This is a genomic window from Ruegeria sp. CDSC051, assembly GCF_059610665.1.
This window is the reverse complement of sequence record NZ_JBXWOC010000005.1, coordinates 266476-281017: the sequence shown is the minus strand read 5'-3', so window position 1 is coordinate 281017 and position 14542 is coordinate 266476. Positions and strand designations below refer to the sequence as shown.

Genomic DNA, 14542 nt, shown 5'->3' with positions numbered 1-14542 from the left:
CAAGAAGCGGGATACCGGAATTCGAACACGAAGTAAGGGCCTGACATGGCAAAACCCGTCTCAGCCAGTCCAGCAGCAAAACCCGCACCCGGTGCGGCTGAGGAACGGGCCAGGTCCAGGAAGATCGGTGTTCTGGCTTCGCTCTGGCCATTCATGAAGCCTTATCGGTTGCAAATGATTGGAGCCTCTTTGGCCTTGGTTCTGACCGCCAGCATGACGCTGACATTGCCTTTGGCCGTCCGCCGTGTGGTCGACAACTTTCGGATCGAAGACGGAGAGCTACTGGATTGGTACTTTCTGGCGGCGCTGGGCATCGCCGCGATTCTCGCCGTCGGAACAGGTATCCGCTACGCGCTTGTTACGCGCCTGGGTGAACGCGTTGTCGCCGATATCCGCAAAGCCGTTTTTGATCGCGTCATCGGGATGAGCCCCGAATTCTATGAACGTATCATGACGGGTGAGGTGCTGAGCCGGATCACGACCGACACCACGCTGATTCAATCCGTGCTGGGCTCGTCAGTCTCGATCGCTCTACGCAATATGTTGATGTTTCTGGGCGGGCTTGTGCTGATGCTGCTGACCTCGGCCAAGCTGACCGGGATGGTCTTGCTGCTGATTCCGCTGGTTGTGGTTCCGATACTGGTATTGGGGCGGCGCCTGCGGGTTATTAGCCGGGAAAACCAAGACTGGATCGCAGCCTCATCGGGCAACGCCGGTGAAGCGCTGAGCGCGGTTCAAACCGTTCAGGCCTTTACCCATGAGCAGGCCAGCCGAAATCAATTCGGTGAGATGACCGAAACGTCCTATACTGTCTCGCTGCGCCGAATTCAGACCCGGGCCGTGCTGACCGTTATCGTTATATTCCTGGTGTTTTCCGGAATCGTCGGCGTGTTGTGGATGGGGGCGAATGATGTCCGCAACGGTGTCATGACCGAGGGCGTTCTGATCCAGTTCGTGATCTATTCGATCATCATGGCCGGTTCGGTTGCGGCCCTGTCCGAAATCTGGAGCGAATTGCAGCGTGCGGCCGGTGCGACCGAGCGGTTGGTCGAGTTGTTGAATGCTCAGGACACCGTGAACGATCCCGGCCAGGCGCAAGTTTTCCCCGCGCCCGTGCGCGGCGAGATTCAGTTCGACGATGTGACTTTCCGCTACCCGGCGCGTCCGGATGTCGTGGCGTTGAATGAACTGTCGCTGACAGTCAACCCCGGGGAAACCGTCGCATTTGTCGGCCCCTCGGGGGCCGGAAAAACAACTGTGATCCAGATGATTCAGCGATTCTATGATCCTGACTCGGGACGCGTTTGTTTGGATGGTATTGACCTGCGAGATTTGGATCGTTCCAATTTCCGCCGTCATATGGCACTTGTACCTCAGGATCCCACGATATTTGCAGCATCGGCGCGCGAAAATATCCGATTTGGACGGCTCGACGCGACGGATGCCGAAGTTGAAGACGCCGCCCGCGCAGCTGCGGCGCATGAGTTCATCTCGGCTCTGCCCGAAGGCTATGACAGCTTTGTCGGCGAGCGGGGCGTCATGCTGTCAGGCGGACAAAAACAGCGTATCGCCATCGCCCGCGCCATCTTGCGCGACGCACCGATCCTGTTGTTGGATGAGGCGACATCCGCGCTGGACGCCGAAAGTGAGCGCGCTGTGCAAGGGGCTGTCGACAGGTTGCGTGCAGGGCGGACGACGCTGATTGTTGCGCACAGATTGGCAACCGTGAAAAAAGCCGACCGCATCATCGTCCTGGAGAACGGGCAGATCGTTGCGCAGGGAACGCATGACGATCTGGTATCGCAGGATGGGCTGTACGCGCGTTTGGCACGGTTGCAATTTACCGATGGTGTTGCAGCAGAGTAACCTGATGGCGAGATATTTTGTTTTGCGCCCCAGCGTCATTCTACATTCTGGGTTGTTCTGCCGTTAAGCCCTTACTTGCACATGAGCGGGTTTTACTTTCATCCTAGATGAGAGCCTGCGCGTGACGCAGTAAAAGTACAGGGAGGAACTAATGGCATTCGCGGGATTAGACGATAAGGCAAGAATAGAAAATGAAATGCCGTGGGAGGATCGAGACGTACCGGTAACCTTTCATCAGTTACTTTCTCGAACGGCGGCCAAGTTCCCCGACCACAAGGCCATTAGCTTTCAGCTGTTTTCCGGCCCAGCCGATAAGGCCGAGACACTGACGTGGTCTGATCTGCTGGGTAAGGTCAATCAGGCCGCCAATCTTTTCAGATCTCTGGGTATCGGTGAAAACGATGTGGTGGCCTATGTTCTGCCCAACTGCAACGAAACTCTGGTGACCCTTATGGGAGGGGCCGTCGCAGGGATCGTGAACCCGATCAACCCGTTGTTGGAGCCCGAGCAAATCGCAGCAATTTTGCGCGAGACGAAAGCCAAGGTTGTTGTGACGCTAAAGTCATTTCCCAAAGCCGATGTTGCACAGAAGGTGGAAGAGGCCGTACGCCACGCGCCCGGTGTGAACACAATTCTGGAAATCGACCTGAATCGCTATCTGACGCCTCCGAAATCGTGGATCGTCCCCCTTGTGCGTCCCAAAATGGGCGACAAGGCTAAATTGGCTCATGCGGACTATTTGAATTTCAGTAAAGAGCTGGCGAAACAGTCCAAGACACTGACATTCGAAGACAGTAAATCAGACCGTGTTGCGTGCTATTTCCATACTGGTGGTACAACCGGCATGCCCAAGGTTGCACAACACAAATATTCCGGCCTGATCTATAATGGCTGGTGTGGTGGCACCTTGTTGTTCGACGAAAACGATGTGGTCATGTGCCCACTGCCCATGTTCCACGTCTTTGCTGTGCATGTGATCGTCATGGCTGCGGTGAGTTCGGGTGCGCATGTGGTCTTCCCGACGCCTCAAGGATATCGCGGGGATGGCGTTTTCGACAATTTCTGGAAATTGATCGAGCGTTGGAAAGTCAGCTTTATCATCACGGTTCCGACAGCGATCTCTGCCAAAATGCAGCGCCCTGTCGACGCTGATATCTCGTCAGTGAAAACGGCCTTCTCAGGCTCGGCTCCTTTGCCGGTTGAACTGTTCCGTCGCTTTGAAGAGGCCACCGGCGTCACAATAGTCGAAGGCTATGGCCTGACCGAAGCCACCTGCCTTGTGTCGTGCAACCCGGTGGATGGCGAAAAGAAGATCGGTTCGATTGGCGTTCCGTTCCCTTATACGGATGTGAAAATCCTGCAGGATGGGCCCGACGGTCCGACCGAATGTGGCACTGATCAGATTGGTGAGATCTGTATCTCGAACCCCGGCGTATTTGCGGGCAACACGTATACAGAGGTCGAAAAGAACGTGGGCCTGTTCCACTATGACAAATATCTGCGCACCGGTGATTTGGGCCGGTTTGACGATGATGGATATTTGTGGATCACCGGTCGTGCCAAGGATTTGATCATTCGCGGCGGGCACAATATCGACCCGGCCGAGATCGAAGAGGCGCTGTTGGGGCATGAAGCCGTGGCATTTGCCGGTGCGATCGGTCAACCAGACGCCCATGCGGGCGAAGTGCCCTGTGCCTTTGTCGAACTGGTCTCTGGGGCCAGTGTGACAGAGCAGGAGCTGATGGAATACTGCAGAGTCCACGTTCACGAGCGCGCCGCGCAACCTAAGCACATGACCATTCTGGACGAACTGCCCAAGACGGCAGTGGGCAAAGTCTTTAAGCCCGAACTGCGCAAGCAGGCAATCACACGCATCTACAATGGTGCGCTTGAAGACGCAGGCGTTGCTGCGCGTGTGGTTTCGGTTCTGGATGATAAAAAGCGCGGACTTGTCGCGCAGCTTGACGCCAACGGTTCCTCGGACGACGATGTCAGCAAAGTGCTGGGATCGTTCACCCGGCCATGGGAGTGGGCTGCCTGATCGCGGAGGGGCTATGGACTATGAACGTCTGATCGATGAAGAAACCTGGGCGTTCATAAGACGAACGGCTGAAAGCTATCCTGATGACGCGGTCGAATTGTCGATCGAAGATCAGCGCGGCGTCTATGACGTAATGTGCAAGGATTTTCGCCAACCTCGCCCAATGGGTGTTGAAACAGAAGACAGGCGCGCCGATGGCGTGCCTGTTCGCATTTACACCGCAGGCAATCCAAGCCGGACGGTGATCTATTTCCACGGAGGCGGGTTTGTCGTCGGCGGACTGGACAGTCACGACGATGTCTGTGCCGAACTTTGTGCACAAACTGGGTATCGGGTGATTGCCGTGGATTACCGCCTGAGCCCCGAACATATTCATCCTGCCCAGTTTCACGATAGCTGGGCTGCAACCAACTGGGCGGTGCAAGAGTTCCAGGACCCTTTCGTTCTGGCGGGCGACAGCGCGGGTGGAAATCTGGCCGCCGCAGTTTCACAGCACGGACGGACGCAGTTCGACAATCTTCTTGGTCAGGTCCTCATCTATCCAGGCTTGGGCGGAGATTCATCCCGTGGTTCCTATAAGGAACATGCCCATGCGCCTTTGCTGACGCTGGAGGAAGTAAGTATTTACGAGAAGATGCGCTGTGGTGGAGATGTGCCGGAAAACGACCCGACATTCGCTCCATTGCATGACACGGATTTCTCGGGGCTGCCCCCAACCGTGGTGGTAACTGCAGATTGTGATCCCTTACGTGATGATGGTGCGATCTATTGCGAGCAGATCAGGGCTGCAGGTGGGCAGGCTCATTGCATCAATGAACCCGGCCTTGTGCACGGCTATCTGCGGGCGCGCACCATGGTCAAACGTGCGGCGGACAGCTTCGAGAGGATCTCGGTGGCGATAGAGGCGTTGGGCCAGCAGATCTGGCCCTACGACTGATCCCCTACTTCAAGAAGGGCTGACCCTTCATGGTTTCGGCAACCGGGGCACCCAAACGGCCCAGAATCGTGGGCGCCAGTTGTAGCTGGTCGATCACAGCGTCCGCATCGGGGCCTTCGGCGTCACCGAAGTAATACAGCGCGGTTTCCTGCTGCAATGCGCCACGCCCACCGTGATGGCCACGATCGTCCTGGCCGTGATCTGCGGTGACGATGACGTCGTAACCCAACTGCCGCCAGCGCGGGATAAACGGGGCCAGCATTTCGTCCATCACGAAACAGGCATGGTCCATCTCTTCACATTCATGAAAGAATCTGTGACCCATGCTGTCCAAAGTGCTGGTATGCAGCAATCCATAGTCCAAGCCATGGCGTAGGCAGAGATTTGTCAGCGTCGCGAACAGATCGACGTCACAGGGCGTCATCTGGTTGGCTTTGCCATAGCCTGTCATCGTGTGGAACCGACCATGATTGATCGTTTTGCTGTTGGGCTCGTCGTATTCAACATCGCGGACATAGTCGAATGGATGGCGATTAAAAAATTGCGACCAGAAGCTGTGGGCCACAGCCCCAGTCACGCCGCCGGCTTCGCGCACTTGGCTGAAGATGTCCTTCTGACTCAGGCGGAACACGTTGCCATTGCCGGTACAGCCATGCTCCTGCGGTGTAACACCGGTATGGATCGAGGCATAGCAGCTTGCCGAGATTGAGGGCAGCACAGCGCGCTTCTTCCAAACGCGCGCCTCGCCGGTGTCGACCCAGCCTTCCAGATTGCCGAACAAACGACGGAAATTGCGCCATGGAACACCGTCCAGAATGATGAGGAGAAGTTTGCGGTCCATGCTCTGACCCTTTTTCAGATTGCTTCAGCCGACCCTAAAAGATTCGGTGCGGTCTGGCTGCCTGATCCCGCCCCAAATGGCAAAATCCCGACACCTTGATCGAATGGCGCCGGGATTTCATAAACTTACAGGAAGGGCCGGGATCAGTTCCCGGCGCTTTCCATTTTGCGGTGGGCGACGACCTCTTCCAGCCAGCCCAGATGCATTTCGGGGACAGAGCTGAGCAGTAGGTCGGTATAGTCGTCAAACGGTGGGCTCAGCACCTGCGACTTGGGGCCGTAGCGGACGACTCGGCCCTGATACATCACCGCAATACTGTCGCTGATCGCGCGCACTGTTGCCAGATCGTGGGTGATGAACAGATAGGCCACATCCTCGATCTTTTGCAGGTCCAGCAGCAGTTTGAGGATACCATCCGCGACTAGCGGATCCAGCGCCGAGGTGACCTCGTCACAGATGATCATCTTGGGCTTGGCCGCCAATGAACGCGCAATGCAAACACGCTGTTTCTGGCCGCCAGACAGTTCCGCCGGATAGCGGTCCATGTATTTTTCGCCCAGCTCGATCTCATCCAGCAGTTCCACGATCCGCTTGCGTTTTTCCGCGCCGCGCATACCGAAGTAGAACTCCAGCGGGCGCCCGATGATAGTGCCGACGGTCTGACGCGGGTTCATCGCCACGTCTGCCATCTGATAAATCATCTGCAACTCACGCAGGTCTTCACGGCTGCGGCCCTTCAGATCGCCACTGAGCTTGCGTCCGGCGAAATTGATCTCGCCATCGCGCGGTGGAAGCAGCCCGGTGATCACCCGTGCCAGCGTGGACTTGCCAGAACCGGATTCGCCCACAACCGCTAATGTTTGGCCCGGATGGAGCTCGACATTGACGTTGTGCAGCACGTCGAAATTCAGCCCCTTATAGCGCGCAGTGATCCCGTCAACTGTCAGCACTGGTTCGGATGTTGGCTTCTTTTCTTCATGTTCGATGGAGCGGACCGAGACCAGCGCCTTGGTATACTCTTCCTGCGGGTTGTTGATGATCTGATCGGTGTTGCCGTACTCGACCGTGTTACCCATGCGCAGAACCATGATGTCGTCGCTGACTTGCGCAACGACTGCCAGATCGTGGGTGATATAGAGCGCGGCAACGCCGGTATCACGAATGGCTTCCTTAATGGCCATCAGAACATCGATCTGGGTGGTCACATCCAGCGCAGTTGTCGGTTCGTCGAACACCACCAGATCAGGCTCAGGACAAAGCGCCAGCGCTGTCATACACCGCTGTAGCTGACCGCCCGAAACTTGGTGCGGATAGCGATCACCAATATTGTCCGGATCGGGAAGCCCCAGCTTGGCGAACAGTTCCCGCGCGCGGGCTTCGGCCTCTTTACGCGAAAACTTCTTGTGCTCCACCGCGGCTTCGATCACCTGATCCATGATCTTCTTGGCTGGGTTGAACGATGCTGCGGCGGATTGCGAAACATATGCTACTTCGCCTCCGCGCAGATTGCGGATATCGCTATGCGGGGTTTTCAGGATATCGCGCCCGTTAACCCAAACCTCTCCGCCGGTGAGTTCAACACCACCACGGCCATAGGCCATTGAGGCCAGACCAATGGTGGATTTACCGGCCCCGGATTCACCGATCAGCCCCAACACCTTGCCGCGTTCAAGGTCAAAGCTGACCCCGTGCACGATTTCGATATCATGGGGTTTTTCACCCGGTGGATAGACGGTCGCGCCGATTTTGAGGTCGCGGACCTTGAGAAGGGTATCACTCATCCCCGGCCTCCTTTCAGCGATGTGGTACGGTTCAGGACCCAGTCAGCAACAAGGTTGACCGAGATGGCGAGGGTCGCGATGGCAACAGCCGGATATAGCGCCGCGCCGATGCCATAGACGATACCGTCTTTGTTTTCCTTCACGATTCCACCCCAATCCGCCAGCGGCGGTTGGACGCCCAGACCCAGGAACGAGAGGGTCGAGATAAACAGAACCATAAAGATGAACCGCAATCCGAACTCGGCCACCAGAGGCGACAGAGCATTGGGCAGGATTTCCCGGAAGATGATCCAGATACGACCCTCACCGCGCAGCTTGGCAGCCTCAACATAGTCCATCACATTGATATCCACAGCGACTGATCGCGACAGGCGATAGGGGCGTGTGGCATCCAGCAGGCCCATCACCAGGATCAGGATCGGGACAGTCACCGGGACAATCGCCAGAATGACCAGCGCCAGGATCAGTGTCGGGATTGACATGACCAGGTCAACCGCTCGGCTGAGGACCTGATCGGCCCAGCCACCAAGAACAGCGGCCAGCAAGCCCAGCGTGGTGCCGGTGGCAAAGCTGAGGATTGTGGCAGCAGCAGCGATAAAGATGGTCGTGCGCCCGCCATAGATCATGCGAGTTAGCAGATCGCGCCCGATATTGTCCGTACCCAACAGGTGTTTGGCACTGGACGGTTCCCAGACATCACCGACCACCTCAGCCATGCCGTAAGGAGCGATCAGGGGTGCCGCGAGCGCCACGAAAAAGTACAGCCCGGTGAAAAACAGACCGATCATGGCCGAAATAGGAAGATTCTTCATCATTTCGGGTGCCTCAGTCTTGGATTGGCAAGGATGGACACGATATCGGCAACCATGTTCAGCCCGATATAGACCGCAGCGAAGACAACTCCGCAGGCCAGAACCACAGGCACGTCACGCTTGGTCACCGAGTCCACAAGATATTGCCCCATGCCAGGGTAAACGAACACCACTTCGACCACGACGACGCCCACGACCAGATAGGCCAGGTTCAGCATCACAACGTTGACAATGGGCGAAATCGCGTTGGGGAAGGCATGTCGCGCGATGACCTGAAAACTGGACAAACCTTTCAGCTCAGCCGTTTCGATATAGGCCGACTGCATCAGGTTTAGGATTGCGGCGCGGGTCATCCGCATCATCTGTGCCAATACCACCAGCGTCAGCACAAAGGCCGGCAAGGCGATTGCATAGAGCTTTTCACCGAAGGACATCGAATCGTTGATCATCGCAAGCGAGGAAAACCAGCCCAGTTTTACGGAAACGAAATAGATAATCACGTAGCCGATCAGGAATTCGGGGATCGAAACCGTGGTCAAGGTCACAGCCGAGATCAATTTGTCCGGCATGCGGTTGCGATAGCGGACGGCCAACAAGCCAAGGAAGATAGCGAGTGGTACGGAGACGACGGCGGCGGCACAAGCCAGGAACAGCGTGTTGCCCAGGCGCTTGCCGATGCTTTCAGCGATATCCAGTTTGTTGGTCATCGATTGGCCCAGATCGCCTTGAACGATCCCGCCCAGCCATTCGGCGTATCGGGTCAGGGCAGGGCGGTTCAGCCCCATTTCCTCACGTAAGTTAGCAAGAGCCTCAGGAGTTGCGGACTGTCCCAGGACGGCTTGCGCGGCGTCTCCGGGCAGGGCTTCGGTCAGGCCAAAAATCAGGGCCGAAGCGCCAAACAGCAATAGGAGTCCCAGCGCAAGGCGCTGGGAAACCAATTTGATGATAGGATGCATGATCCGTGGTCCTTATCAGGAGAACCACATCTTGCGGGACATGTTGCCGTTCATCATCTCTTGGGTCGGGTCGCTTTCCCAACCTTCCAGCTGATTGCTGACACCTTCGACGAAATCATTGAACATCGGGCAGATTACGCCGCCTTCGTCGCGGACCATCATGCCCATCTGTTTGTAGATGTCTTTGCGCTTGTCATTGTCCAGCTCGGCGCGGGCTGCAAACAGCATCTCGTCAAAGGCCGGAACCTTGAACCGCGTGTCGTTCCAGTCTGCGGTCGACAGATACGCGGTCGAATACATCTGGTCCTGCACCGGACGGCCACCCCAGTACGAGGCGCAGAACGGCTGTACGTTCCAAACCTCGGACCAGTAACCATCGTTGGGTTCACGCTTGATTTCCAGCGGGATACCAGCCTGAGCCGCGGTCTGCTGGAACAGGGCGGCCGCGTCCACTGCACCAGGGAAGGCGCCATCAGCGACCTGCAGAATGATTGGCGAGCCGTCATGACCCGACTTCTTGTAATGCTCAGCTGCTTTTTCGATGCTGAATTCACGCTGCGGGATCGAACCGTCAAACAGCGGGTAGGCCGCGTTGATCGGCATGTCATTCCCAATCGAGCCATAGCCACGCAGAACCTTGTCGACCAGATCCTGACGGTTAATCGCGTGTTTCAGGGCCAAACGCAGTTCATTGTTATCAAACGGTGCCGTGTCGCAATGCATGATAAACACATAGTGGCCACGGCCTGCGGTTGAATGCACAGTCAGGTTCGGTGCGCGACCTAGCAGATCAGCAATCTTGGGCTCAACCCGGTTGATCGCGTGGACCTGACCGGATTGCAGCGCGGCGGTCCGGGCGGTAGCGTCATTGATAACAACCACTTCGACGCTGTCGAAATTGCCGTAATCGCTCCAGTGGTTGGCGAACTTTTTGAACACGTGGCGGACGCCGGGTTCGTTGACTTCCACTTGGTAAGGGCCGGTGCCAACCCCTGCGCCAGGATCTTCCATGCCGCCATCCGGCTGGATGATCAGATGATAGTCTGCCATCAGATAGGGCAGGTCGGCATTTGGTTCATTCAGCGTAACCTGGAAATTGTCGCCATCAGCCTTCATCGATTCGATGCCGCGCATGATTCCCAGAGCACCGGATTGGGAATCCTCGTTCGAGTGACGCTCCATGGTTTTCAGCACGTCTTCGCTGGTCATGGTCTTGCCGTTGTGGAATTCCACGCCCTGACGCAGTTTGAAGGTCCAGACCCTGGCATCCGCGCTGCCTTCGACGCTTTCTGCAAGGCGCGGTTCGATCGATCCATCGGGCGCAACCTCGACCAGTTGGTCGCCGAACTGCTTGCCGTTCTGGAACGGAACCGAGCTGGCATAGGTGGCCGGGTCAAGCGAGTTGGTGGATTCCCCGCCCTGCAGGCCAAATTTCAGATCACCGCCCTTTTTCGGGCCAGCCGCGCGTGCAGCATCGGCAAACATTGTGCTGGCCATCGCAGCAGACACACCAAGTGCTGCAGCTTTCCCCATAAATTCGCGGCGGGTCAGCTTGCCAGCTGTAACCTGCTTGGCCATGTGAGTGATTTGTTCGTTCATTCAGATATCTCCCAGTGATTTATCTCGTCAGCCCCTGACGGGTTTTTTTATTGACGCGCCAGTCAAGTTAGGCGCAATTCGGTTGGTCGAGCAAGAAAAAAGTCCGGCTCAGACCTGCTTGAATTTCACATATGATTACGCGGTACGGTATCCTCCTTAGTCTTTGAAAATACCAAACTGCCGTTTTCAAATGCCTTGAGTTCAGCACAGAGGTAGAAGTTTCCGGCGTCTGACCACATTTCGCAAGATGTTTCTGTACGCAGCTCTGTGCCGTCACGGATTATCTCTTGTGTCCAATGGCAATATCCGCGTGCAGATAACGGATCATCAGGGCGAATCGACCAACGTTCAAAGGCTGTTCCGCCATGTGTCAGGCCGTGGTGGTTTTCTGTAACAAGGCCAAAGTCATCTTCTATAATCAGATGAGTTTCCCCCGAGTTCATGTCAGTTTCGACCTGTCGAGAGTTCCGGCTGTCTCGGACAGTCGTGATGTCGTGTGCGGCCTCGGCATCCGGGGGAGGGAATACATATGCCTCGCTAGCCGCGTGACGGATGGGCAGCTTGATTTGGCCCTCGGTCAGATGCAGTTCTGCAGACTCGGGCGAAGGCCAGATCAGCGGCCAATAGGCGCTGGATACCGCAATCCGCAAGTGGTGTCCCTTTGGCACCCGATAAGCGATATGGTCCAGATCCAGCGTGACCTCGTAAACCTTGCCAGGGACCAATTCGGTCGGTTGCGAATGGGTATCGCGATGGCACAGGTTAAGGACACCGTATGTTATGCGTGTTGTTGCCCCATCGGGATGGACGTGATTCAAGCGCACGGCCATCTGGGCATAGGGACGGTCGGCACTGATGTGCAGGCATATTTGCGGCGCGCCCACGATGTTCAAATCATTGGCCAGTGGGGCGCTGTCGAAACAGGCCGAAAATGCATCATCCACACGCTGATCGCCCGGCATATCCGGCCCCAACCAGATGGCGCAGTATTCTCCGCCTTCCATCCCGCAGGTCTGGGGGGATCGGATGCACGTGTCCAGGGGTCCGGGTTGGTCCAGCCCAGCATTAGAAATATTCAGAGTTTGAATAGGAAGATGCGAGGTCGCGCCTTTATCCTCGGTTACCCAGCAACCGGGCCGTTCCTTGTACCAGCGCTGGGGGCGTACCCCATCCATAAGATAGGCGCGATAGTCGGGTTCCTGGTCGACGCCAGTATCCTGGCTTTTCAACCAATGGTCCCACCAACGCAGGGCCTCTTGCAGAAATCCGATTCGGGGCTCGGGAACAGCAAAATGCGGATACTTGTGAACCCAAGGCCCGACGATCCCCTTGACCGGAGAATCAAGCTGTTCAACCAATAAAGGCACCGTATTCTTATAGGCGTCACCCCAGCCGCCAACAGCCAAAGTCGCCGCCCGGATAGCGCTGAAATCCTCGCAGACTGACCCGTGACGCCAATAGTCATCTCGCGTCTGATGGCGCAACCAGACAGAGGGCAGAAAGGGCTCGTTCTCAAGGCGGTCCAGCCACAGCTCGCGCCAGTTCGGACGCAGGGCCGGATCGGGAGCGCGCGATGAATAAGACCACATGGTCGCGCCCCAGCCGAGATTTTCGTTCAGCAGGCAGCCACCCTTGTAGTGGATGTCGTCCGCATACCGGTCGGCGGTCGAGCACAGCGTGATAATCGCCTTCAGCGCCTCTGGCTGTAGTGCCGCCACCTGCAAAGCATTGAAACCGCCCCAACTGATCCCCATCATTCCTACAGAACCAGAGCACCACGGTTGCTGCGCCAGCCATTCGATAGTTGCAACTGCATCGTCCAGTTCCCGCTGGGTATACTCATCCTCCATCAGCCCTTCGCTGTCACCATTGCCGCGCATGTCCACGCGGATGCAGGCATAGCCGCGCTTGGCAAACCAAGGATGGGTCAGGGCGTCTCGTGTCGCAGTGCCGTCGCGCTTGCGATAGGGCAGGAACTCCAGAATGGCAGGTACAGGGTGGCTTTCTGCATGCGACGGCTTCCATATCCGGGCTGAAAGCCGGCACCCATCCGGCATGTGAATGCCGACATCTGGCAGGTCTTCGATGTCGAGTAGCGAATTGTCGGCTGGATTCATTCGGTCAGTCTCGGGGCCAAAAGGGTTTTGGTGCAGGTGAAAATCGTCAAATCAGCTTCGGATTGCGACAATAAGGTCCATTACGTTGGTACCGGTCGGTCCGGTGACGAAAAGAGCATTTACGCGTTCCAGATAGCTGCCGCTGTCAGCATCCCGCAGCGCCTTTTCCGCACCATCGCCCCAGGTGGTCCCGTCAACAATCGCCCCCGCGGCCTGGGTCGGCCCGTCGGTGCCGTCGGTGCCCCCGACAAGCAGCGTCAGCCCAGCAATACCCGCGATTTCTCTGGCCAACGCTAAAGCGAGGGCCTGATTGCGCCCACCCTTGCCTGGATTTCTGGGCAGCACGACAGTTGGCTCTCCACCGAAAACCATGACGCCTTCGGGCATATTGCGCAGCTGTGGCCCCAAACGGGCTGTTATGCTTTTCAGGTCATCGTGCAGGCATTCCTCATTCGCTAGAACGGGTGCGCCCTCGGCCATGGCCTGTCGGACGGCGGCAGCACGGGCATGCTTGTTCGATGCAACGATGCGCGCAACTCCCTGAAAATCGCGCGGCTCAGGAAGTGCGCCAATGCCCGATCCGATAACGTTCAGGTCATCGCCGGGCACATCGGAAATCGCCAGTACAGTCGCCTTCGCTCCTTTGAACTGAGCCAACAGGCCAGACCCTTTGATCTGGGACAGTTTGCGCCGTTCGGCGTTCATTTCAGAGATATTCATCCCTTCCGACAGCAGTTTTCGGTTCAACTGCTCCAGATTCGCCAGCGTTTTGCCGGGTACAAGGTCCTCGGCCAAAGACGAGGCCCCACCCGAAGCCAGCAGTAGCAAATGCGAAGATGATCCCATCGACTGGACCATCTCACGCAGTGCGCGGCCCGCTTGCAGACTGCGGATATCAGGAACGGGATGAGAGGCCTCGATCACCCTGACATGGTCAGGCAGGGCGTCCCCGTGGCCATCCTTGGTGACAACCAAAGCGGAGAGGGGGCCGAAATGGTCCAGCACTGCGCGGGTCATCGCCGCCGCAGCTTTGCCGACAGCCAGAATTTGGTTGGGCTGCTCTACATCGTTCAAGGCGGATAACGTCGCCGCATATCCACCAACCGCGTCAACCCCGGCCTGCCATATTCGGGTTGCCTTTTGCCTTTGCTCCATCAGCTTTCGACCCAGATCGTGACCGGGCCGTCATTGACCAGTTCGACGGCCATATCCGCCCCGAATTGACCGGTTTCGACAGGGACGCCAAGACCACTTAGCCGATGCGCGAAAACCTCATACAAGCGCTTTCCAACCTCTGGCGGTGCCGCTTCAGAAAACCCCGGGCGGTTCCCGCGCGAGGTATCAGCGGCAAGTGTGAACTGGCTGATTACTAGGGCCGAGCCGCCCATATCCAGAACCGACCTGTTCATCTTGCCGGCCTCATCCTTGAATATCCGCAGCTTTGAGACCTTGGCAGCAAGCTGTTTGGCCTTTTGGTCGTCATCCCCCTGCATCGCGCAAACCAGTATCAGCAGGCCCGGACCGGTTTGTCCGATCACCGTACCCTCGACCGAGACTTTTGCCAGCGAGACCCTCTGCAACAGCGCACGCAT

11 protein-coding genes are annotated in these 14542 nt (G+C 57.1%); 3 read left to right on the top strand and 8 right to left on the bottom strand.

Going from position 1 to position 14542, the window contains the following annotated elements:
- Window positions 1-45: 45 nt before the first annotated feature.
- From AC2FH0_RS14055 to AC2FH0_RS14045, 3 genes are all read left to right on the top strand, one after another.
- Complete coding sequence (locus tag AC2FH0_RS14055) at window positions 46-1866, top strand: ABC transporter transmembrane domain-containing protein (RefSeq protein WP_496789628.1); 1821 nt, start codon at window positions 46-48, stop codon at window positions 1864-1866.
- A gap of 151 nt (window positions 1867-2017) precedes the next feature.
- Window positions 2018-3907: an acyl-CoA synthetase gene (locus tag AC2FH0_RS14050; protein ID WP_496789627.1), complete on the top strand. Its 1890-nt coding sequence runs from the start codon at window positions 2018-2020 to the stop codon at window positions 3905-3907.
- A gap of 13 nt (window positions 3908-3920) precedes the next feature.
- The gene (locus AC2FH0_RS14045) at window positions 3921-4844 is read left to right on the top strand and encodes an alpha/beta hydrolase (protein ID WP_496789625.1); all 924 of its coding nucleotides are present in this window, start codon (window positions 3921-3923) and stop codon (window positions 4842-4844) included.
- 4 nt (window positions 4845-4848) lie between these two features.
- On the opposite strand, the gene AC2FH0_RS14040 is transcribed toward AC2FH0_RS14045, so the two are convergent.
- The 8 genes from AC2FH0_RS14040 to dtd form a co-directional block, all read right to left on the bottom strand.
- A complete protein-coding gene (locus AC2FH0_RS14040) occupies window positions 4849-5685 on the bottom strand; it encodes an alkaline phosphatase family protein (RefSeq protein WP_496690969.1) in 837 nt (278 codons plus the stop codon).
- A 143-nt stretch (window positions 5686-5828) separates the two neighbouring features.
- A complete protein-coding gene (locus AC2FH0_RS14035; RefSeq protein WP_496677699.1) occupies window positions 5829-7466 on the bottom strand; it encodes an ABC transporter ATP-binding protein in 1638 nt (545 codons plus the stop codon).
- Window positions 7463-8278: an ABC transporter permease gene (locus tag AC2FH0_RS14030; protein ID WP_142636698.1), complete on the bottom strand. Its 816-nt coding sequence runs from the start codon at window positions 8276-8278 to the stop codon at window positions 7463-7465. Before AC2FH0_RS14030 ends, AC2FH0_RS14035 begins: the two co-directional genes overlap by 4 nt.
- Window positions 8278-9234, bottom strand: a complete 957-nt coding sequence (locus AC2FH0_RS14025) for an ABC transporter permease (protein WP_142636701.1) — start codon at window positions 9232-9234, stop codon at window positions 8278-8280. Before AC2FH0_RS14025 ends, AC2FH0_RS14030 begins: the two co-directional genes overlap by 1 nt.
- A gap of 15 nt (window positions 9235-9249) precedes the next feature.
- Window positions 9250-10833, bottom strand: a complete 1584-nt coding sequence (locus tag AC2FH0_RS14020; RefSeq protein ID WP_142636703.1) for an ABC transporter substrate-binding protein — start codon at window positions 10831-10833, stop codon at window positions 9250-9252.
- 125 nt (window positions 10834-10958) lie between these two features.
- Window positions 10959-12950 carry a CocE/NonD family hydrolase gene (locus tag AC2FH0_RS14015; protein ID WP_496708734.1) on the bottom strand — a complete coding sequence of 664 codons (1992 nt, stop codon included), beginning with the start codon at window positions 12948-12950 and terminating at the stop codon, window positions 10959-10961.
- Window positions 12951-13001: 51 nt separating this feature from the next.
- Complete coding sequence (locus tag AC2FH0_RS14010; RefSeq protein ID WP_496789624.1) at window positions 13002-14105, bottom strand: glycerate kinase type-2 family protein; 1104 nt, start codon at window positions 14103-14105, stop codon at window positions 13002-13004.
- Window positions 14105-14542 carry a D-aminoacyl-tRNA deacylase gene (gene dtd, locus AC2FH0_RS14005; RefSeq protein ID WP_496751910.1) on the bottom strand — a complete coding sequence of 146 codons (438 nt, stop codon included), beginning with the start codon at window positions 14540-14542 and terminating at the stop codon, window positions 14105-14107. The genes AC2FH0_RS14010 and dtd overlap by 1 nt, the downstream gene beginning before the upstream one ends.